Genomic DNA, 20,573 nt, shown 5'->3' with positions numbered 1-20,573 from the left:
TGGAGAATAATATGCAAATCCATTTGGCTAACCCTAGAGGGTTTTGCGCAGGCGTAGACCGAGCGATAACTATAGTCGAACGTGCCTTAGAAATATTTGAACCGCCTATTTATGTGCGTCATGAAGTTGTTCACAATCGTTTTGTGGTTGATGGGCTAAAGGGGCGGGGAGCAATATTTGTTGATGAATTAAGCGAAGTTCCAGACGATGCAATCGTAATTTTTTCTGCCCATGGCGTATCCCAAGCTGTGCGAAATGAAGCAACTGATCGAGGCTTGAAGGTTTTTGATGCGACTTGTCCGCTGGTGACTAAAGTACACATGGAGGTCATGCGTGCGAGTAAAAAGGGAACCGAATGTATACTAATTGGCCATCATGGACACCCTGAAGTAGAAGGCACCATGGGCCAATACAGCAATGAGAATGGTGGTATCTATTTAGTCGAATCTATTGATGATGTTGCTAAATTGCAAGTGAATAATGCGGACGATTTATACTATTGTAGTCAAACCACATTGTCAGTCGACGATACAGCTGAAGTCATAGACGCATTAAGAATAAAATTCCCAAAAATTGATGGCCCACGCAAAGATGATATTTGCTACGCCACACAAAACCGACAAGATGCCGTTCGCGACTTGTCGGGAGATTGTGAAGTGTTGTTGGTGGTGGGGGCACAAAACTCCTCTAACTCTAATCGCTTACGAGAGCTCGCCGAAAAAATGGGTGCCACTGCATATCTTATTGCTGATAAAAACTGCATCAAAAAAGAATGGTTAGATGGTATTCAACATATTGGGGTGACGGCAGGCGCATCGGCCCCTGAGGTGCTCGTAGAAGGCGTTGTAAACAAACTTATTGAATGGGGAGCAAGTGAAGCAAGCGAACGTGACGGGCGTCCTGAAAATGTTGAATTTGCCGTACCAAAAGAACTACGTATAAAACAAGTTTCATAAACTACAAAAACACCTTAAAACTGGCCGTTCGGCCAGTATCTATTGCGATTTAATACCTTAGACTGATACTCAATAACCAAGTATCGACAATAATCAGTAAAATGTCGTCATGGAAATAATATTTGTGACGATTACCTAAGTAATGAAAATCTACAATAGAATGCATATTGTCAACTTCAAGCTGAGTCTATCACCTCAAAAGGGTGTTGGAATGATTGAGGTGTTGATCACTCTAATAATATTAGCGGTGGGTTTGCTCGGCGTTGCTTCTTTGCAATTTGTCGGGTCTTTCTCAAACAAAGAGGCCTTGGCGCGAACACAAGCTGTGATGGTTGCTCAACAAATGAGCGAACGTTTACGGGTTAGCACAGTTGCATCTGTTGGAACAGACGGTTTTGTTGTTAACAATCAGTACTTTGATAGTGATATTTATAATTTCGCTAACCTGTCATGTGCGTCTAGCGCGACAAATTATGATTGCTACTGCTTGGCTATTCCAGCAGATATTCCTGATTGCCAAAGTGGCGAATGTACACCTTCTGAAGTTGCCACATTCGACGCATATCAGATGTCATGTGCACTTGCTCGTGAAAATCCAAACGCAAGCCTTTCACTAACATGTGACGACACAATTACGACTGACGCGGACGCCTGTACAGCCGGTTCCATGCATACCATTATGGTGAGTTGGCCAATGAAAAGTTGGCGAGATCAAGCAAAAAAGCCTAATCCAAACTGCAATTCGGGAGAAAAGGCTGAAAATGACTGTGTTGTGGTTGAGGTTACTCTCTAATGAGATTGCTAAAAAGTAAACCAAGTATTTCTAGTGAGCAGGTCAATAGTAGGCGTAGCAATCAAAAAGGATTCACGCTGATTGAGATAATGATTTCATTGGCGCTTGGTTTAGTGATTTCTTCTGCAATTGTGCAAATAATGATCAGTAATAGTGTCACCGATAGGCTCAACCGAGCGGTTGCTAGCACCCAAGAAAGCGGTCGCTATATAATTACCCGTTTGCGTGATGAATTACTGATGGTTGGCATGTACGATGCCATGAACCCAAACTTAAGTAACTTAGTTGATATTGTTGAAGAAGAATCATTTATCAGGAATAAGCCTATTCCTTTGCCAGGCGATTTTGTTGCAAATATAGATCTAGGTGCCAAGCAAGGTGCAAGTGGCGCCAACGATACTTTAGTGATCAGTTTACAAGGCACTCGCGATTGTAGAGGTTACAAACTAGGTTATGCAAATGACGAAGAGTTTTATGTCGTTAATGAATATTTTGTGAGTGACAATAAGTTAAAGTGCAGAGGTTTTGATGGCCGAGTTTTAAGAGGTCAAAAAAATGCGGTAGGTAATAATAATAACGCTGCATTCACAATTTTAGACGATGTATTAAGTTTCCAAGTGACTTATGGCTTAGCATCACCCGCTACCAATAATGGTGAAACCTTGCCTGTTAGATATGTAGATGCCTCTCTTTTAGCCAATGCCATTCTTGCAAATCAACAAATAGTCAGTGTTAGGTTGGCGATTGTGGTTAAGGGAGAGGGACAAATAAATCTAGATAAACCAAGTACCTTTAAATTATTAAATGAAGACACAATGACTGCCCCTGATAACGGTTTATACAAAGCGTTTGAAACAACCATCACATTTAGAAATATGAAAAATTTTGCAAGGAGTGGCGCATGAAAAATGAAAAAGGCTTAGTGCTAGTGTTTGCATTGTTAGTTTTGTTATCGATCACAGTTTTAGGGGTATCAGCAGTTTCTAGTAGCTTGTTGCAAGGTAAAATGGCCAGTTCAATCGAACGTAAGTCAGTGGCTTTTGATGCCGCAGAAGCAGCCATTGCAGGTGTGGTGTTTGAATCTGAAGACGAATCAGTGTTGGTTGACCCTTCACTGCTTGACCCATTATCTGAAGCACGTCAATTAACCGAGCTAGATCTCGACAACGACACACTCACGTGTTTTGACAATAACAGAGCTGAACGCGTTATTACCCAAAATGGTTTGCCTTTTGGCCAACGTCATACTGCGAGTGCCAAATATAGTACACATCCACCCACAAATAGTTGGTCGCGTACAGCGTTTATTAGGGAGCAAGCCTGCAGGGGGTCAAGCAATGTAATTGGCGGTAGCAATATTAATTGCCACGTGTTTATTGTGAAAGGTTGCGGTCAAACTGAAGGAAGTAATTATGTGGTTGCAAACTCACTAACTGCCGCAGTTTTCGCACCTGCATCTAATTGATTATGGAGACGCCAATGACTATCCAGAAAATAAAAATTGCTATGGCAGCATGCATGTTAAGTTTTTGTATTAGCTTTAGTGCATATGGTGATGATTTAGAGATTTATTTAGGGACCAGTAGTTCGCAAGTAACCTTTAAGCCAAACGTACTCTTTATAATGGATACCTCGGGTAGTATGGGAGCCTACGATGGCACTAGTCAGTCTCGTATGCAACGTGTTCAGGATGCATTGCGCGACGCTCTATCTAACGCAACCAATATTAACGCAGGTTTAATGCGTTTTTCAGATTATGGTGGTCCGGTTCTTTATCCCGTAAGAGACATTGATTCGCAAGTAGCACCCGAATTAGTTTTACCAACAGTCAGTCGCGACAACGATGCTTATCAGATAGGCAGTAGTGTTGAGCCTCGAACAAGCCAACTTATATTGTCGAGTGATACAAATAAAGTCCATACCGGATTGCGATATGAAGATGTAAATATTCCTCAAGGTGCAGTGATAACAAGTGCAGTGATTCGTTTTACATCAGCAGGCATAAATACAAATGCTACAAACTTTATTATTAGTGCTGAAGATGCCGCTGTTTCGGAAGAATTCACTAGCGATGACAACGACATTTCTGACCGCCCGAAGACTAGTACGCAAGTCAATTGGGACGAAAACAATCAGTGGCCACAGTTTGGCGAAATTATAGTGACCCCCGATATTTCTAGCGTTATTCAAGAAGTAGTTGATAGAAGCGACTGGTGTGGGGGAAACGATTTATCCATCATTATGGAGACAGTGGATGAGACCGTAGGCAGTAATCGCAAAGCATTTTCAAATGACGATGGTAACAGTAGATCACCACAATTGGTTATCACTTACGACGAGACGACCGCCACAGGTTGTATTCGTGACACTTTTTTTTATCAGGTCGACCAACAAGATGAGAATGCTGAAGAACGTAGTGACGGATACCAATCCACCGCGAGTGAATTAACCTTTCATGAAAGTAGTAATGCTTACATAGGTATTAGATTTAAAGATATCAATATGCCTCAAGGCGCGACAGTTTTGAGCGCTTACCTTGAATTCACGGCTTATCAAAATGGCACAAGTTCAGGTGCAAGAATGACCATTAGAGGGGTTGATGAAGACGACCCAGACGATTTCTCGCCTTATACTCGTTATTTGTTAAAAAATAAACCTAAAACGGCTGCCACAGTAAACTGGACAAACATTGAGCCGTGGTATCGAAATGGTGTATATCAAAGTCCACCTATTACTGAAATTGTTCAAGAGATAATTGATAGGCCAGGATGGCGTACAAACAATGAAATGATAATAGTCATGTCAGACTTTAATAGTGCCAAGCGAGGCGGCTACACATACAATGGTAAGCCATCAGGAGCCGCTCGATTAGTCTTGGAATTCCGGGCAAATGCTGAACCTTCTACTTCTTCGACTGTGCGTCAGCGCTTAATCAGTCAAGTTGATGAATTAAGTGCTAACGGCCTTACACCAATAGTCGATACGCTTTATGAAGCAACCATGTATTACGGTGGTTTAAATGTTGATTATGGGCTAAAACGTGGTGAATCGAGTGTTTCAAGCTCGGTGAGGAGATCGACAAGGGTCAGTCACCGTTCAAGTTATGTGGGTGCAGATCCTGTTCGACCTTCTGGGTGCACTGAAGAAAATTTAAGCAGTAATAATTGCCGCGGTGAATACATTCCAGCCGGCGCAACCTACATTTCGCCAATACAAGATTTACAGTGTCAAACCAACAATCACATCGTGTTGTTGTCAGATGGTCAAGCAAATCACAACCACAGTGTTTCTAAAATCCAAAGTTTGCTGGGTAAAAACTGTACCGGCAGTGGCGGTGAAAAATGCGGCTTAGATTTGGTTAAAAATATCGCTGACACCGGTGATTCTGTTATCGATGCGCGCGTCATAACGCATACTATTGGTTTTGCGGCTAACTCGACAGCAAACAATTTTTTGAATCAAATAGCCTTGCAATCGGGTGGGGGATTTTATAGGGCCGATAATAGCACTGAGTTGTTAACGGCTTTTGAAACTATTTTACGCCAAGTGAAAGATATTAATTCAACTTTTGTATCGCCTGGTGTTGCGGTAAACCAATTAAATCGTTTGTCGCACCGAGATGAACTATATTTTGCACTCTTTAAGCCAGCCGAAGGCACGCTATGGCCGGGTAATCTTAAAAAGTACAAAATTAAAGGTGATAAAATTCTGGATACTAATGGTGTAACAGCCGTTGATTCTGCAACAGGCTTTTTTGCTGAAAACTCGCATAGTTTTTGGTCACCTATTGCCGATGGGAATGATGTTAGGGAAGGTGGTGCAGCCGGTCGTTTAGATTTAGTCAGAAATACTTATATGTTTGATAACGAACCAGGTACTATCTTTAAGAATACGAATGAATTGAATGAAAATAATACAAATATTACGCAAGCTGATATGGCCGTTGATGTATTACCCGATTCTGCAACCTTGCGCGAAGAAGTAATCAAGTGGGCAAGAGGCGTTGATGTACTTGACGATGATGGCGATGGCTCTACAACCGATGTACGCTTGCAAATGGGTGATCCAATTCATTCCCAGCCCGCGATTGTCAATTATGAAAATGGTAAGAGTTCTATATATGTCACCACTAATCATGGTTTCTTGCACTCTATCGACGCCGATGATGGTAGCGAAAATTTTGCGATTATACCGCGTGAATTATTAGGGAATTTGTACGATTTCTATCGTGATGGATCAACCTTTAATCACCTGTATGGTTTGGACGGTGATTTAGTTATCCGTACATTTGATGACAAAATCTATTTGTATATCGGAATGCGTCGCGGTGGCAACAATTACTATGTTGTCGATGTTACTGAGCGTACAAATCCTAAATTGGTCTTTACCATAAACGGCGGTTCCGGTGATTATACTAATATGGCGCAAACATGGTCGCGCCCTATTATTACTAAAATAAAAATTGGCTCTACGATAAAAAATGTCATGATTGTTGGTGGTGGTTATGATGAGGCTCAAGATAATAAGCTTGTTCGTTCACCCGATAACGTTGGGAACAGTGTCTATATAATTGACGCCGACAATGGTCAATTACTCTGGGAGGCAGGGCTAGAAAATGCTGATTTGAATTTGCCTGATATGAAGTACAGTATCCCTGCTCGCGTGGCCGTGATTGACAGAGACAATGACCAACTTGCCGATCATATGTACGTCAGTGACACAGGTGGACAAATCTTCAGACTGGATATTTATAACGGTGAAACGCTCGGTAATTTGGTGCGTGGGGGACTTTTAGGTAGTTTTGCGGGAGACACTGAACAAACCAATCGTCGTTTTTATTACGCACCTGATGTTTCGGAGATATTATTGGGCGACCAACAATATTATGCTGTCGCCGCAGGCACAGGCTTTAGAGCGGGACCGTTGAATACCACTATTCAAGATGAATTTTACTTGATAAAAGATACCGGCGTGTTTAATACCGATACCAATGGTCACTACAAGCTACCCACCTTAGCCTTTGGCGCAGGCGAATTATATGATGCTACTGATCACTTGTTAACTTCTTCTGACAACAATGAACAACAATTAGCAGCTGAGGCTTTTGCCGATAAAAAAGGCTGGATGATCAAGTTAACGAGTGGTGGAGAAAAAGTATTAGCGTCACCACTGATTCTTGATTATAGAGTTTTCTTTACTACTTATTTGCCCGCGTCGGCGAGCGACAGTATTTGTGCGCCTCCAACGGGCAACAGTCGCGCTTATTTAGTCAACTTAGTTGACGGCAACGCCGTTACCGACCTTAACAATAATAATGAGCGAGACGCTGATGACCGTTATGCACAATTATCCCAAACGGGGATAGCGCCAGATACCAAAATACTAATTGAAAATATTGTTCAACCTGTTGTGTGTTTGGGTGCAGAATGTGTATCTGCAGTAATAGAGGTTGATGAAAATGGCAATGAAGTTGCCTGTGGCAGTGCTTTTGAGTGCTTAGCTCAAAATATTTATGGTCGATTTGAACGTGTGCAGAAGGACGTTTGGCGAACCGAAATAGAAAAACCTTAATGATGAATAAACAATATGTTGAAAAAGGTAAGATAAAAATGAAGAAAACAGAATATGGATTTACCCTCATCGAAATGATGATAGTAGTCGCAGTAGTAGGTTTGTTGGCTGCAATTGCTTACCCCAGCTATCAAGGTATGTTAGCCAGCGGGGCTCGCAGCACAGTGCAAGCTGACTTAATGTCACTGGCAAGCGCGCTGGAGCGACATAATGCTTCTAATTATTCATATAAAGGTGCTGCAGTTTCATCTGGAGATACTGGCAAACCAGCTATCTTTACTACGTACAGTCCGGCTTCGGAACCAGAAGCAAATAAAAATTATGAACTGACCATTAACGCAGTGGCTACTAATGGCCAGGCTTACGAGTTAAAAGCAACACCTATAAGCGGTTCAATTGTTGATGGCGATGGTGACTTATATTTTTTCAGTGATGGCCGTAAAGGGTGGGATAAAAATGCCAATGGAACGCTGGAAACAAGTGAATTTTGTTGGTCTTGCTAGACTGGAAATCCAAGCGTTTAAAATTGACAGGATAGATTACGTCCCTGGTTATCTTCGTGGACGCCATCGAAATTAAGGTCTTTACTCATCCTTAAACGACCTTGCAGGCTTAAATACAATCCTGATATTAAATAGTCTTCGTTTGATAGTTTTATACAATAAATAAAACTTGCCGGTGACGCGCTGATACCGGTTTCGTAAAAACGAACTTGTGATTTAGGCCCTTTAGTCATTATTGATTTATCAAGGGCTTGAACGCTATAAATAATGGCTTCTTTGTTGTCTCTTGCACCATTGGCATTTGTGTCGACAAAAGCGATCAAATGCTGTGACCAATCTTTATTGCATATTGATAAATCTACGGAGGGGCAAATTAATACTGTCGTCGCATGCTCAATAGCAAACAAACGTGATTTTTGCATCATACCACTGCGATAATTGATAGTTGCACTGAGATGGTTTTTAGCCATGAAGTAACGAACATTAGGACCTACCATGGTGTAGGCGATACTAAAAATCGCAATAACAACTAATAATTCAACTAACGTGACGCCGCCATTCAGAGTTAACCATTTTCTGTTGTTTATCGATATTGAGGAAGGTTTGTAACTGCTTTCTGGGAATAGGTGTTTTATGGGCATTGCGTCTGTCTGGGGTGTAATGATTGGTAGTGCCCACCTTACCCAACCTTACCTATTTACCCAACTGAACTTGGGTCTACATTTATTGTGACTAAGAACAGCTAAGCGCATCCCCAGAAGAATCTTCATGGATGTCATCGTTATCACTGTCAAAGCTCACTCTGACCCGACCCTGTTGGTTAATAAGTAAAGCCCGGGTTAGTTTTGAGTCTTTTGTTTTATCGCAAATGACCAAAGCAGCTGTATCAGACATACTGTTGGTGACGTTACTCGCGCCAGAATCGGTGAATTCGATTGAAGCGCTAGGACCTTTCATGGTGTTACCACCTTCAATTGTATCCGTCGTCATTAACAATGGCTCAGACGAATCTCTGTTACCATTGCTATTTGCATCTACAAATACCATTTTCGCTTGGTTCCAATTTGTACTGCAGTCATTATAGTCAGGCGTAGGGCAAACGAGGGTGGCACTTTTTTGGTCGATCGCGTTAAAGCGCGCATACTGAATGACCGCGCTAGTTTGGTTGATGTCGGCAGTGATTCGGTTTTTAGCTACAATCGTCTGCATACTGGGAGCGACAACAGTTAAAACAATTGCAGCAACGGCTAAAGCAACGAGCATTTCTAAAAGTGTCACACCTTGTTGACGCACAAGCTGACTCTTTTCTGCGTTTTTCGTTACCATATGGCCAAATTTCACTTCACTACTCCTGTTTAATACCTGTAAACTATATCTCACTAGGATGTTTAATGGGTATTACGGCAGATGGATACTTAGTTAAATTAATACCTACTATCACCAATAAACCTACGACAGAAAATGAGTCTTACTGGAGAATGCCAAAATGAAACAGGCAATCATTCAAGAAATGAGAGTGTTGCCCTCAATCGATCCTGAGTTAGAAGTTGATCGCAGGGTGGGCTTTATTAAACAACAACTAAAGCAAGCTAATTTAAAAAACTTGGTTTTAGGCATCAGTGGCGGAATAGATTCCTGCACTTTAGGTCGGTTAGCGCAACTGGCTGTGAATGCCTTGAATGAAGAGGCTAATTCACAGGATGATAGGTATCAATTCATTGCAGTAAGACTGCCTTACGCAAGTCAGGCAGATGAAGAGGATGCACAATTGAGTATTGATTTTATTGAGCCTACAAATGCGGTTACGGCCAATGTCAAAGCGGCGGCTGATGCGATTCATGCAAGTGCAGTAGAAGCTTTGAAAGAAGCTGGTATTTATGGTGCTAGCGAAAGTGCCGATGATTTTGTAAAGGGCAATACCAAAGCAAGAGCGCGGATGGCAACTCAATTCGATATTGCAGGCTTAATGGGCGGTTTAGTTTTAGGCACGGACCACTCTGCCGAAAATATTACGGGTTTTTATACCAAATATGGTGATGGAGCATGTGATCTAGCTCCCTTATTCGGTTTAAGCAAAAGACAAGTCAGACAAGTAGCCAAATTTTTGGGTGCACCTGATAAAATAATAAATAAAGCGCCGACTGCTGATTTAGAATCCTTAAACCCACAACTATCAGACGAAGAATCTTTGGGCTTAAGTTATGAACAAATAGATGATTTTTTAGAAGGTAAAAGCGAGGATGTTAGCGTTGATGAAAAATTAATAGCAATCTATTTAAAAACGCAACATAAACGTGTTCCTATTCCAACAATTTATGACAACGAGCAAAACTAAATGAAAAAAGTGGAAGCAATCATAAAACCCTTTAAGTTAGACGAGGTGAGAGAAAGCCTGTCAATGATAGGAGTGTCAGGATTAACCATCACAGAAGTGAAAGGTTTTGGCAGACAAAAAGGCCATCAAGAACTATACCGAGGTGCAGAATATCAAGTTGATTTTTTACCCAAAGTGAAGGTTGAACTTGTTGTAAAAGATGAACTCATTGATCAGGTAACAGAAGCTATTATTGGAGCCGCAAAAACAGGAAAAATAGGTGACGGTAAAATATTTATTTATTCTGTAGAACGCGCAATTAGGATACGAACGGGTGAAGAGGGTGAGGACGCTCTTTCATAAGAGCTCCTCATATAAGACTGTTTAGTGAGAGTGGCCGCAACCACCTTCGCCATGCACATGTCCATGCGAAATTTCATCGTCGGTTGCTTCTCTGACATCTTCTATGCTCACATCGAAGCTTAAGGTCATGCCAGATAGCGGGTGGTTACCGTCGACTGTTACTGTAGTGTCTGTTTTGTCTACAATGATGACAGACTGGTCGCCTGCATCAGTGGTGGCTCTAAAACTCATTCCTACCTCAACATCCATACCTTCAAACATATTTGCCGGGACTTCTTGAACCAGTTGGTCTTGTCGTTGACCATAGGCTTTATCAGGGCCTATAACAACTTCAAACTTATCACCGCTTTTGTGACCATAAAGCGCCTCTTCTAAGCCGGGTATCATGTATTTACTACCTTGAATAAACGAGATAGGCTCGGCATTCAAGGATGAATCAATTTCATCTCCGTCGGCAGTCTTTACGGCGTAATGTAATGTTACAACATGATTATCAGTTATTTGCATAGTTGTCCTGTGTCGATTTAAGTTTAAACCTGTTAACGCTAGTTTAGGTTGTTATATGGCAATGGGCCAATGGTTAACAATATATTGCTGTCTTTAATTCTAATAATACTACCAATTTCAGTATCTATAGGCAAAACTACCAGCACATGTAGCTCTTTATCAGCAATCGCGAATCTGTTCAAGCTTCCGGCACGGCGCCAATTCTCACCAAGTTTTATTTCAATTGCTGACGCAACACTCACCTTAGATACATCGACATCTTGGGCGTCACATTTGGCAATAAAGCACGCACGTTTATTTTTACCTAAGAACTTTGTCCTTGCGACCACTTCTTGACCCATGTAGCAGCCTTTATCAAAATCTATAGCACCAATTGATTGCAGGTTAAGCATTTGTGGTACATATTCACCAACCGTCGCTTGTTGAATATTAGCTAGGCCGGCCAAAATTTCTAAACGATCCCAATATTGTTTATCGACTAACTTTTCACCATTTAGTACATCTGCTAGCCTCTCTTGCCCGCATGTTGTTAGGCACACCAGGAAGCGCATTGTATTGTCATTAAAGGTAATGATTTGACCAAATTGGTTGCTCTGTACAGATAAATGTTGCTTGTTTAACGATGGGAAAAACACATGTAATTGCTCAAAGCAATGCTCTCCAAATCCGCCATAGACTTTCACATCGGTATCTATAGCAATATCAACTTTTGAAAATACACCATATTTTTTTAATTGGAGCAAAGACTCTTTAGCACCATCCGTGTGTGCCCACAGTTTAAAATGTGGGGTTGAAGCATCAAGGGCTTCGCTATAACTAACAAACATAGTACTAAACATTTTACCTTTGAAATCGCAATGCGCTGCGATTTTTGCGGACGCAACATCAAAGGGATTAGTAGCAACGGTTACTTGGCCATGTAAATATTCATGTGCTTGCTCGCCCGCTACGTTAATAACGCTAATATCATCTAATAACGCCAGGAAAGATTTTGATTGATTCACACTATTACCTATAGGGTTTAAGCATTCAGAGGTAATTAGAGAGTATGGGCGTTGCAATGGTTTTGCAATGGTTTTGTCTTGTTTGATTCACAAATAAAGTCGCTATTTGTAATGGGGTCAGTATTGATAAATTATCTGGCATGCTACAATTTGAGCAATGGCGCATTTGCGATAGTAAATGTGATTTATTTAAGGGCTGGTTGAGCCTTGCAAAAAATTCATGCAGTATCATTTATGGAGCAAGTTTTAACTGACCCAGCGCTTTAGAGGAGCAACTATGTTTGAAGCAAAAAGGATTGCCCGCTTAAAATGGGCATGTCGTCGTGGAATGCTTGAATTAGACGTTTTGTTATTGCCGTTTGTAGAACAAGCGTTTGACACACTGACTTTTGCAGAGCAGGAAACGTTTGAGAGACTATTAACGAGTGATGATCCTGATTTGTATGCCTGGTTTATGGGGCATCAACCTTGTCTTGACCCTGATTTTGCAAAAATGGTGACCTTAGTGAAATCAAAAATTAAGTTAGGTCAATAGAAACAAGTTAAACCATTAGTTATTGACAAAAGGATATGTCGATATGGAATTTTCGATGGCTATCAATTCATTGGTAAGGTTTACACCTAATAAAGCGTATTACTTATTGGTTAGCGAATCTGACAAAAACATGCCAATTAGTGTGATCGAGACAGACACTTTACACCAAAATGGTCATTGCCCAATAAGTAAACCAATAAGCAAATTAAAACATTCAAATACCATGTCTTATGGCGTGACTAAGGTATGGGTATCGTATTTTTGTTGTTGGGTCTGCTACACTATACATTCGAAACGAAAAATGAATTTGATCATACGTAAAAATAAATTCACAGAATCAGAATTTCGAAGTTTATGTAGAATAGCGATTTGGCATTAACAAAAGTCAAATAAAATGGAGTGGTTTAAGCTATGTTAAAACTATATGCGCAAGCAGCAGTCCATAAACCTAGTGTTGTTGCTGGGCAGGTACCTGTTTTGCCAAATAGCAGTTTGACTAAAACACTCAATATTGACGCTAAACATTGTAATCACTACAATCAACTCACTCATTGGCGGCCACATTTGGCCGCACTTGTTCATCCTAATTATGCACAGACTTTGTCATTGTCTATGCAGTTAGAAATGATGGTGGCAAGTGATTTCCCATTTAAACCTATTGGCCTAGTGCACCTAGCCAATCAAATACACATTAACTTTTTACCTGAACAAGATGCTCGCTTAACGCTCAAAACCTCTTTTGGCAAACTTTGTTGGCATAAACGGGGCTGGGTTATAGAGGTGATTACACATGCTTACATTGGAACTGATTTGGCATTGACGGGTAAGAGTTATTATTTGTCACGTGCCAAACATGCATTAAACGCTCAGCAATTGGCTGTTTTAGTCCAGCCGTTGCCACAATGGATAGCTGACGGTATAAATGCTCACAATCTTAATCACACTCAAGAGACCGAAAATAAGTTAGATTTTTCAGATGATATTGGCAGAAAATATGCTCGCATATCGGGTGATTACAATCCCATTCATTTACATCCGTATACGGCAAAATTACTTGGTTTTAAACGCGCAATTGCTCACGGTATGTTTTCAAAAGCTTGGGCCTTATCTATATTGGCGAAGCAACATTCAGCATTCAAATCTGAATATTGTATAAACGTATTATTTTCGCAACCTATTGTATTGCCATTAAATACAAAATTAGTCAGCCAAATTGATAGTAGCTTACACAACTCAAAGCATTTATTGTTTAATCTGCATTCTGAAAAACGCAAAAAACAGCGAATTCATCTTTTAGGAAGCTTGCAAACCTTAGCTTAAAAACTATAGATTAATTGAATGGCCGACAGTGTCCAATTTTGTTTTTCTGTAGAATCTAGGGTTGGTGTAGCAAACGGCGCCAAAAATCCAGAACCTTTTACTAAATGAACGTCAGCCATCAATGTCCAATGAGGGTTAATATTATAGGCTGTACTCAAACTCACTGTGCGCGCATTGTTATACCAATCTGGGAATGTGAAAAAGGGTGTTTGTACACCGTTTTTATTTTCCGCTAGGCGATAAAAATCTTCATAACGTGCAGTGAAACTCCAACTAGTCGACAGCAAATACTTAGTTTGTACATAAAAACCTTCCATGGAACGGTCCAATGATTGTCCCGGCGTAAATCCGGTAATGTCGACTTCTCGATAACTATATTCTGCACTGAACTCAAATTTGTTTTTTGTATATTGAGCAAATGCAAAATAACTATCCATTTCTAATTTGCCATTAATAGCCGGTACATTGCTGCCAATGGGTACAAATGGTATACGATCATTTGGCGCAGTGTTGTACTGAGGATTGATCCTATGAAAAGATACACCCATTATTAAAGCGTCCGTCGCATACCGCAAATCTGCACTGATGCTACTTCGTTCACTCCAATTACCTGCAGTAAATTCGTCTAACATGACATGGTTAAAATTATCGTCTATTTTGATTTGGCCAGCAGACAAAGTAGCAGACAAAATACCAGTCTTCAGATACGAGTGCGAGGAAATAGCAATACCATCAGAACTTAAAAATAGGTTACGTAACAGTTCTAAATAAGCAGACTGCGGCAAAATAATAGAGGGTCGGCTAAGTGTTATATCCCGCGCTAAATTATACAAACCCAATTGGTTTTTAACCCGACCAATAGAAATTACTTGTTCTGAATTTTTCCACCAACTTGTTGTGTAGTTCATTTGAGCATAGTCAATTCTTGGTTTTTTCTCAGTCGCAAAATCACCAAAACGTCTTAGACCAATTTGTCCAGTAAACATGATATTTTCATTCAGTGAATAGGATGCTCTAAGTCCAATTTCTACAATCTCATTACTATCGCCATCAACTGCTGCAAAGTTGTTTGCAGACTCCGTCATAAAACCCAGACCAACAAATCCATCGAAATCTAGTTTTTCGCCTGCAGACGCTGCATGACAAAGCATGATGGCAAGACTACTAATTAAAAGTCGCGATAACATGGAAGTTCTCTTCTATTTGATTAATTTGAGTGGAGTCAACAAGCACATAACCTATAGCGTTTTCATTTTCACCTATATAAGTGAATATTGCTTGGTTTGTATCTAAAGTGATAGGACGTATTGCTCTGCCTGAAAAAACAGCAACATCCCATTTTCGTTTTACCTGGTATGGAAATGAATCAAGAAGGTGTTTACAAAATAAGATGCTAGCTTCGCTGTCAAGTTGATGTGTAAGCAAAGTTGCTCTTTCTCCATTACTCAATAACTTTCTTTTCATGGCATAAAAAGAGAGCACATCGTCTAATGAAATCGGCTCGGAAAGCTTAGCGGTCATTTGTTTATTCGCAATAATAAGCAGAATATTATTACTGGCATGCACACTTTGACAAACAGCAGCGCTCAGACCAAATATTCCTGTTATTAGCTTTAAAAAAAATACGGCTTTTTTCACAAAATAATCATGTTTAAGAGTGGCTAGAATCAGCCTAATCATATGAAGTTGAACAGATGTTACCGCTAAGAATATGTTGAGATATATAATTTACAATACAAGGGTATAAAAAAAAATACCTTTTAGTTAACCTTTTAGTTAACTAGTAATGTGCAAATTAAATCGCTCTTAAAGTACTTTGCTATTTGCATTTATCACGGTAGCTTGGCTTTCTTCAAGAGTATCAGGATAGTCTCTATTGTAGTGCAAACCGCGACTTTCTTTCCTATCTATTGCACAACTCACGATTAGTTGCGCAACACAAACCAAATTTCTCAACTCAAGCATGTTGTTACTGACTTTAAAGTTAGAGTAATACTCATCTATTTCTTGTTTGAGTAGATTAATTCGACGCATCGCTCGCTCGAGCCTTTTGTTTGTTCTCACGATGCCTACGTAGTCCCACATGAATAGTCTAAGTTCATGCCAATTATGTTGGATGATTACGGCTTCATCGGAATCGATGACGCGTGATTCATCCCATGGTTTTATTTCAGTAGCAACATGTTGGCGGTCAAAATTAGCGCTGATATGTTTAGCGCAAGCATGTGCAAATACTATACATTCCAACAGCGAGTTACTTGCCATGCGATTAGCGCCATGTAATCCGGTATAGGCAACTTCCCCTATTGCATAAACGTTGTGTAAATTTGTAAGGGCGTGTTTATTGGTTACCACACCACCACAACTATAGTGTGCGGCGGGTACAACAGGTATCGGTTGACGGGTGATGTCTATGCCCAAGGTTCGACACTTTCTATAAATGTTTGGAAAGTGTTTAACAATAAAATCACTAGCTTTGTGGCTAATGTCAAGGTACATGCAATCTTCACCAAGACGCTTCATTTCATAATCAATCGCTCGGGCAACTATATCTCGAGGGGCCAAATCACCTCGTTCATCAAATCTATGCATAAATGCGGTGCCATCTTTATGGCATAATATTGCACCTTCACCGCGCAATGCTTCACTTATCAAAAAGTTACCCGCCTCTGGGTGGTATAAACATGTGGGATGAAACTGATTAAATTCCATGTTCGCGATATCGCAACCTGCCCGCCAAGCCATGGCAATTCCATCGCCGCTAGAAACGTCTGGGTTTGACGTATATTGATAGACTTTGCTAGCGCCACCAGTAGCTAAGGTAATAAAGCGCGCCCTAATGACTTCTACTTTTTCCTTTTTACGATTCCATACATAAGCGCCAACGCTGGTTTTATCATTACCATCCATTTTAATCAGGTCGATAGCATTATAGCGTTCAAAAATATGGATATTAGGATGCTGTTTGACGCTATCTGATAGTGTGTTTTGAACAGCCTTACCGGTAGCATCAGCGGCGTGTAATATGCGTCTATGTGAGTGACCACCTTCACGTGTCAAATGGAAGCGGGTGCCGCCCTTTCCATCATTTTCTTGATCAAACGGTACACCTTTTTGAATTAACCATTGCATACTTTCTTTGGCATTTTTAGTTGTAAACCTGACAATTTCTTTGTCACAAATGCCGGCACCGGCTTTGAGAGTATCTTGGATATGGTTTTCTATAGAATCTTCATCATCAAATACAGCCGCTATTCCACCTTGAGCATATCGTGTGCTCCCTTCATCAACATCGCTTTTGCTCAGCACGATAACATTACAGTTATCAGCCATGTGCAATGCTAGGCTCAAACCAGCAGCACCACTGCCAATAATGAGGAGGTCACAGGTGTGTTCAATGTGATTAGACATATTTATGAAATAACTCAACTTTTGATCGGTCTTTGTGTATTCCTATAGTAAACTTTGTGCATGTAAATTTGAACCACAAAGCATAATCATGACTAGCTTTCTAAATAAAAACGCATTAAATTCGAACTTTATTAATGAAGAGGGGTCAATTATACCAGTTGCCCGCCGCCATAGTGGTAGATTGTTGAAGGAGAAGTGGCATTAATGAGCGAGCAAAATACTGACCAAGAATTGGTCAAACAGGTGCAAAAAGGCAATAAAAACGCGTTTAATTTGCTTGTCATAAGGCACCAAAACAAAGTGATGAATATTGTGGCTCGGTATGTGAAAAACTCCGGTGATGTGGCTGATGTCACACAAGAGGCGTTTATTAAAGCATACAGGGCATTGCCAAATTTTAGAGGAGAAAGCGCTTTTTACACTTGGTTGTATCGGATTGCGGTGAACAGTGCCAAAAATTATTTGACGTCGCAAAGCCGTAAACCACCAGCAAGTGATGTAGATGCGCAAGAAGCTGATTTTTATGATGGTAGCGAGGCGCTTCAGGAGAATGCTTCTCCAGAGAGAAAGTTACTGTCGGATGAATTGCAAGCGAAGTTGTTTGCAACCATTGAAAATTTGCCTGATGATCTTCGTGCAGCCATAACGCTGCGAGAAATCGAAGGCTTGAGTTATGAAGAAATAGCGGCCGTTATGGAGTGCCCGGTTGGTACGGTAAGGTCGCGAATATTTAGAGCAAGGGAAGCAATAGACAAAGTTATTGTGCCGTTGACAGAAAATTAATCTTTGTTTTTAGTATGATTTGTGTACACTTAGCATTAGTAAGAGATATCAAAAGTGCAACATAAGTTAGTTAGAAACAACAAGCTAGCAAAATGAACGAGAATGTTCGTTCGGGAATATGGGTGTATGACGCAAAATTATGAAAATGTTTCGGCAATGGTCGACGGAGAAGCAGTAGATGAAAGTTTTACTCGCTCCATAGTTAGTGATCCTTTGTTAAAAGCAAAATGGCAGAGTTATCACTTAACACGTGATTTATTGCGCAATGATATGTCGTCGGATGTATCGTTTGACATAAGCAGTAAAGTCGCCGAAGCGCTCGAAGATGAACTCGATATCATAGCGCCAAAACCAACATGGAGAGATTATCCAGTTGTGTCCGCTATTATTCCTGTGGTCAGGCAAAGCGGTCAGTTGGCAATGGTTGCCTGTGTTACAGCGATGGTTATTTTTGGCTATCAAACCTATAATCAGCCGGACATTACCCAACCATTCACGACTGCGCCACCAGCTCTTGGGCCTCAAGGTGGTTTAGCTCCTGTGAATTTGCAGTCTTCACCAGGTAATGGTCAGGCGAGCTTGGATCAACTTTTGGAACAACGTGCCCAAATTTCTGCACAAATTTCAGCTTTGGTTCAAGATCATAGAGCACAACAGAAACTGAATAGTGTTACCCAAGGGGCAGCGCAAGGCTCAACAGAAAGCGAGCAAGCGAGCGACACTAATACACCTGATGAAAACTCTCAAAATCAGGAAAAATAACAGGCACATCGCTGGAGTGGTTTTGTTAAAATATAAAAGTAAAAATCAGCTGCGAGCTTGCATAGCCCCAGCTGTTTTTTTTGTGCTAATTTTTGTTTTTTTGATACAAAAATCATATGCTCAAATTGAAAATACCGAATTAACGGACAATGCCTCTGAGCAAGCGGTTAACAATGTGCCGTCAAATGTCCCTTCAAGCACACCGACAAAAATAGTAGTGCAGCCAACTTTCGACCAATTATCGGCGCGTTCTTGGTTTGAAAGGCTCTCCAACACCCTCAAAAATATCAATTTTGAAATTGCCTACGTAGTGTCTAGACCAAATAGGGATATCATGCCTTATGTTTGGCGCCATGCAATTCTTGAAAATGGAGACAGTGCAGAGCAATTAAGCCTTCTTAATGGTCCAGGATACGAACAAATTCGATTGAATAACAAAGTGAGTATATTTGAACCAAGCTTTAATCCGTATAGCATAAGGGCTGAGAACATAGAAGGTCCTATACCGTCTGCATTTATTCACGACCCCAATATATTGTATGCGGCATACGACGTGCTGTTAATGGGACGTAATAGAATATTAGGGCGGATGTCTCAGCAAATTCGCATAGTGAGCAAAGACAATACACGCTTTGGTTATCATCTTTGGCTTGATGAGCAGACAGGGTTGATATTGAAACTAAATATGTATGACGAAAATAAACTAATAAAACAAATTCAGGTAACCCAATTGTCACTGTCTGCCGACGTCAAAGCCTATTTTGCAAATATTCAAGCGGAACAATTACCACCGACAGTTTTTGCAAAATCACCGCAGGAAATTGCCTTACCTTGGGATGTTGGCTTTATTCCCGTAGGGATGAAAAAAGTCAGACAAAAAGAGCATTTGTTGCGGCAAACCGGCCAACCTGTGCAATACGTTATGTTGAGCGACGGTGTTGTCGACGTCTCAGTTTATGTTCTGTCAGCCACCGAAGCTCTGCAAGATGACTTATCGATGAGTGCTGATGGAACCTCAGTTGTGAGCATGAGCGATGGCAATGTACAGGTAACAGTAGTCGGCGAAATACCGACTAAAACCGCTAATAAAATTGCCAATTCGATTGTAGTGGTTAATAGCAATGATTGAGGAAATGGGCACTGTAGTAGCAATTGAAGACGACGGAGTTTGGGTTGAGACTCAAATTAAAACCACCTGTTCAAGTTGCCAAGCGAGTGAATCGTGCCCGACTAGTACAGTAGCCAAAGCTTTTTCACCAAAAGCCAATCATGTCAAACTAAGCGTTCCATGTCAGTTAGTTGTTGGTCAGAAAGTCAAAATGGGCATTTCAGAACATGCTCTATTGAGAGCCTCATGGATGGTCTATATGGTGCCTCTTTTGTTACTCATGTCAACGGTAACAATGCTGTCTTGGATATGGCCAAATTTACATGAGTTATTGGTCTTGTTGTTTGCGAGTATTAGTGCGATAGCGGGGTTTTGGTGGGCTAGTTCGAGTGCTAAAAATAGCCGCAATGTAGCAAAGTATAAGCCTATATTTTTGGGAGCGACTCAAGATTTAGTTATGACCCATAAAAACGAAATACCTACTTTTAAACATTGAGTTGCTTCACTTGTTCATCATTTGTAGGCTTTATTATTAAGTAGCCCGTCAATAAAGTTGGAGTGTTTCTTAGGAGCTTGCAATTGTTGCTATTAAATATCGAGTCAAGCTGTAAACAATAACCGTTAAATAAATTGCATCAATATG

The 20,573-nt window shown here is 40.6% G+C and carries 22 protein-coding genes; 15 read left to right on the top strand and 7 right to left on the bottom strand.

The window, feature by feature from the left end; translation table 11 throughout:
- Positions 1-11: 11 nt before the first annotated feature.
- From ispH to RM552_RS13280, 6 genes are all read left to right on the top strand, one after another.
- Positions 12-956 (top strand): 4-hydroxy-3-methylbut-2-enyl diphosphate reductase, encoded by a 945-nt coding sequence (gene ispH, locus RM552_RS13305; RefSeq protein ID WP_311369356.1) that lies wholly within the window; start codon positions 12-14, stop codon positions 954-956.
- Positions 957-1,098: 142 nt separating this feature from the next.
- Positions 1,099-1,749, top strand: a complete 651-nt coding sequence (gene pilV / locus RM552_RS13300) for a type IV pilus modification protein PilV (protein WP_311369355.1) — start codon at positions 1,099-1,101, stop codon at positions 1,747-1,749.
- Positions 1,749-2,654 carry a PilW family protein gene (locus tag RM552_RS13295; RefSeq protein ID WP_311369354.1) on the top strand — a complete coding sequence of 302 codons (906 nt, stop codon included), beginning with the start codon at positions 1,749-1,751 and terminating at the stop codon, positions 2,652-2,654. Before pilV ends, RM552_RS13295 begins: the two co-directional genes overlap by 1 nt.
- Positions 2,651-3,214 (top strand): PilX N-terminal domain-containing pilus assembly protein, encoded by a 564-nt coding sequence (locus RM552_RS13290; RefSeq protein ID WP_311369353.1) that lies wholly within the window; start codon positions 2,651-2,653, stop codon positions 3,212-3,214. The genes RM552_RS13295 and RM552_RS13290 overlap by 4 nt, the downstream gene beginning before the upstream one ends.
- A gap of 14 nt (positions 3,215-3,228) precedes the next feature.
- Positions 3,229-7,320, top strand: a complete 4,092-nt coding sequence (locus tag RM552_RS13285) for a PilC/PilY family type IV pilus protein (protein WP_311369352.1) — start codon at positions 3,229-3,231, stop codon at positions 7,318-7,320.
- 38 nt (positions 7,321-7,358) lie between these two features.
- Positions 7,359-7,823, top strand: coding sequence for a type IV pilin protein (locus RM552_RS13280; protein ID WP_432277224.1), 465 nt, complete (start codon positions 7,359-7,361; stop codon positions 7,821-7,823).
- Between the two features lie 17 nt (positions 7,824-7,840).
- On the opposite strand, the gene RM552_RS13275 is transcribed toward RM552_RS13280, so the two are convergent.
- Positions 7,841-8,464 (bottom strand): GspH/FimT family pseudopilin, encoded by a 624-nt coding sequence (locus RM552_RS13275; protein ID WP_311369351.1) that lies wholly within the window; start codon positions 8,462-8,464, stop codon positions 7,841-7,843.
- A gap of 91 nt (positions 8,465-8,555) precedes the next feature.
- Positions 8,556-9,164, bottom strand: coding sequence for a GspH/FimT family pseudopilin (locus RM552_RS13270; RefSeq protein WP_311369350.1), 609 nt, complete (start codon positions 9,162-9,164; stop codon positions 8,556-8,558).
- A gap of 145 nt (positions 9,165-9,309) precedes the next feature.
- Here RM552_RS13270 and nadE point away from each other — a divergent pair, with 145 nt between their 5' ends.
- Positions 9,310-10,158 (top strand): NAD(+) synthase, encoded by an 849-nt coding sequence (gene nadE / locus RM552_RS13265; RefSeq protein ID WP_311369349.1) that lies wholly within the window; start codon positions 9,310-9,312, stop codon positions 10,156-10,158.
- Positions 10,159-10,500, top strand: a complete 342-nt coding sequence (locus tag RM552_RS13260; protein WP_311369348.1) for a P-II family nitrogen regulator — start codon at positions 10,159-10,161, stop codon at positions 10,498-10,500. It abuts the gene before it with no gap.
- A gap of 21 nt (positions 10,501-10,521) precedes the next feature.
- Here the strand turns inward: RM552_RS13260 and RM552_RS13255 are convergent, their stop codons facing one another.
- Positions 10,522-11,007 (bottom strand): FKBP-type peptidyl-prolyl cis-trans isomerase, encoded by a 486-nt coding sequence (locus RM552_RS13255; protein ID WP_311369347.1) that lies wholly within the window; start codon positions 11,005-11,007, stop codon positions 10,522-10,524.
- A 38-nt stretch (positions 11,008-11,045) separates the two neighbouring features.
- On the bottom strand, positions 11,046-12,011 hold the full coding sequence (gene ygfZ, locus RM552_RS13250) for a CAF17-like 4Fe-4S cluster assembly/insertion protein YgfZ (protein WP_311369346.1): 966 nt from the start codon (positions 12,009-12,011) through the stop codon (positions 11,046-11,048).
- A 277-nt stretch (positions 12,012-12,288) separates the two neighbouring features.
- Here ygfZ and RM552_RS13245 point away from each other — a divergent pair, with 277 nt between their 5' ends.
- Genes RM552_RS13245 through RM552_RS13235 form a run of 3 tightly spaced genes read left to right on the top strand, consistent with a single transcriptional unit; the run spans position 12,289 to position 13,866 of the window.
- Entirely contained in the window at positions 12,289-12,546 is a 258-nt protein-coding gene (locus RM552_RS13245) for an FAD assembly factor SdhE (RefSeq protein WP_311369345.1), read from the top strand.
- A 55-nt stretch (positions 12,547-12,601) separates the two neighbouring features.
- On the top strand, positions 12,602-12,925 hold the full coding sequence (locus RM552_RS13240) for a hypothetical protein (RefSeq protein WP_311369344.1): 324 nt from the start codon (positions 12,602-12,604) through the stop codon (positions 12,923-12,925).
- A gap of 32 nt (positions 12,926-12,957) precedes the next feature.
- On the top strand, positions 12,958-13,866 hold the full coding sequence (locus tag RM552_RS13235) for a MaoC family dehydratase (RefSeq protein ID WP_311369343.1): 909 nt from the start codon (positions 12,958-12,960) through the stop codon (positions 13,864-13,866).
- Here the strand turns inward: RM552_RS13235 and RM552_RS13230 are convergent.
- The 3 genes from RM552_RS13230 to nadB form a co-directional block, all read right to left on the bottom strand.
- Positions 13,863-15,053: a TonB-dependent receptor gene (locus tag RM552_RS13230; RefSeq protein ID WP_311369342.1), complete on the bottom strand. Its 1,191-nt coding sequence runs from the start codon at positions 15,051-15,053 to the stop codon at positions 13,863-13,865. The genes RM552_RS13235 and RM552_RS13230 overlap by 4 nt on opposite strands.
- A complete protein-coding gene (locus RM552_RS13225; protein ID WP_311369341.1) occupies positions 15,031-15,504 on the bottom strand; it encodes a hypothetical protein in 474 nt (157 codons plus the stop codon). Before RM552_RS13225 ends, RM552_RS13230 begins: the two co-directional genes overlap by 23 nt.
- Positions 15,505-15,672: 168 nt before the next feature.
- Positions 15,673-17,277 (bottom strand): L-aspartate oxidase, encoded by a 1,605-nt coding sequence (gene nadB / locus RM552_RS13220; RefSeq protein ID WP_311369340.1) that lies wholly within the window; start codon positions 17,275-17,277, stop codon positions 15,673-15,675.
- A gap of 204 nt (positions 17,278-17,481) precedes the next feature.
- Here nadB and rpoE point away from each other — a divergent pair, with 204 nt between their 5' ends.
- The 4 genes from rpoE (at position 17,482) to RM552_RS13200 (ending at position 20,426) form a co-directional block, all read left to right on the top strand.
- Positions 17,482-18,060: an RNA polymerase sigma factor RpoE gene (gene rpoE / locus RM552_RS13215; RefSeq protein ID WP_311369339.1), complete on the top strand. Its 579-nt coding sequence runs from the start codon at positions 17,482-17,484 to the stop codon at positions 18,058-18,060.
- A gap of 126 nt (positions 18,061-18,186) precedes the next feature.
- Entirely contained in the window at positions 18,187-18,822 is a 636-nt protein-coding gene (locus tag RM552_RS13210; protein WP_311369338.1) for an RseA family anti-sigma factor, read from the top strand.
- An 82-nt stretch (positions 18,823-18,904) separates the two neighbouring features.
- A complete protein-coding gene (locus tag RM552_RS13205) occupies positions 18,905-19,951 on the top strand; it encodes a MucB/RseB C-terminal domain-containing protein (RefSeq protein WP_311369337.1) in 1,047 nt (348 codons plus the stop codon).
- Entirely contained in the window at positions 19,944-20,426 is a 483-nt protein-coding gene (locus RM552_RS13200) for a SoxR reducing system RseC family protein (RefSeq protein WP_311369336.1), read from the top strand. Before RM552_RS13205 ends, RM552_RS13200 begins: the two co-directional genes overlap by 8 nt.
- Positions 20,427-20,573: the final 147 nt, after the last annotated feature.

Source organism: Glaciecola petra, from assembly GCF_031846345.1.
GTDB classification, from domain to species: domain Bacteria; phylum Pseudomonadota; class Gammaproteobacteria; order Enterobacterales; family Alteromonadaceae; genus Glaciecola; species Glaciecola petra.
Note: the sequence above shows the minus strand (reverse complement) of the source record. Positions and strands in the feature narration are given on the sequence as shown.

Bases quoted from the DNA above. Each gene is read 5' to 3' on its own strand.
- ispH (WP_311369356.1), top strand. From the start codon at position 12: ATGCAAATCCATTTGGCTAACCCTAGAGGGTTTTGCGCAGGCGTAGAC.
- pilV (WP_311369355.1), top strand. From the start codon at position 1,099: ATGAAAATCTACAATAGAATGCATATTGTCAACTTCAAGCTGAGTCTA.
- RM552_RS13295 (WP_311369354.1), top strand. From the start codon at position 1,749: ATGAGATTGCTAAAAAGTAAACCAAGTATTTCTAGTGAGCAGGTCAAT.
- RM552_RS13290 (WP_311369353.1), top strand. From the start codon at position 2,651: ATGAAAAATGAAAAAGGCTTAGTGCTAGTGTTTGCATTGTTAGTTTTG.
- RM552_RS13285 (WP_311369352.1), top strand. From the start codon at position 3,229: ATGACTATCCAGAAAATAAAAATTGCTATGGCAGCATGCATGTTAAGT.
- RM552_RS13280 (WP_432277224.1), top strand. From the start codon at position 7,359: ATGAAGAAAACAGAATATGGATTTACCCTCATCGAAATGATGATAGTA.
- RM552_RS13275 (WP_311369351.1), bottom strand. From the start codon at position 8,464: ATGCCCATAAAACACCTATTCCCAGAAAGCAGTTACAAACCTTCCTCA.
- nadE (WP_311369349.1), top strand. From the start codon at position 9,310: ATGAAACAGGCAATCATTCAAGAAATGAGAGTGTTGCCCTCAATCGAT.
- RM552_RS13260 (WP_311369348.1), top strand. From the start codon at position 10,159: ATGAAAAAAGTGGAAGCAATCATAAAACCCTTTAAGTTAGACGAGGTG.
- RM552_RS13255 (WP_311369347.1), bottom strand. From the start codon at position 11,007: ATGCAAATAACTGATAATCATGTTGTAACATTACATTACGCCGTAAAG.
- RM552_RS13245 (WP_311369345.1), top strand. From the start codon at position 12,289: ATGTTTGAAGCAAAAAGGATTGCCCGCTTAAAATGGGCATGTCGTCGT.
- RM552_RS13240 (WP_311369344.1), top strand. From the start codon at position 12,602: ATGGCTATCAATTCATTGGTAAGGTTTACACCTAATAAAGCGTATTAC.
- RM552_RS13235 (WP_311369343.1), top strand. From the start codon at position 12,958: ATGTTAAAACTATATGCGCAAGCAGCAGTCCATAAACCTAGTGTTGTT.
- RM552_RS13230 (WP_311369342.1), bottom strand. From the start codon at position 15,053: ATGTTATCGCGACTTTTAATTAGTAGTCTTGCCATCATGCTTTGTCAT.
- nadB (WP_311369340.1), bottom strand. From the start codon at position 17,277: ATGTCTAATCACATTGAACACACCTGTGACCTCCTCATTATTGGCAGT.
- rpoE (WP_311369339.1), top strand. From the start codon at position 17,482: ATGAGCGAGCAAAATACTGACCAAGAATTGGTCAAACAGGTGCAAAAA.
- RM552_RS13210 (WP_311369338.1), top strand. From the start codon at position 18,187: ATGACGCAAAATTATGAAAATGTTTCGGCAATGGTCGACGGAGAAGCA.
- RM552_RS13200 (WP_311369336.1), top strand. From the start codon at position 19,944: ATGATTGAGGAAATGGGCACTGTAGTAGCAATTGAAGACGACGGAGTT.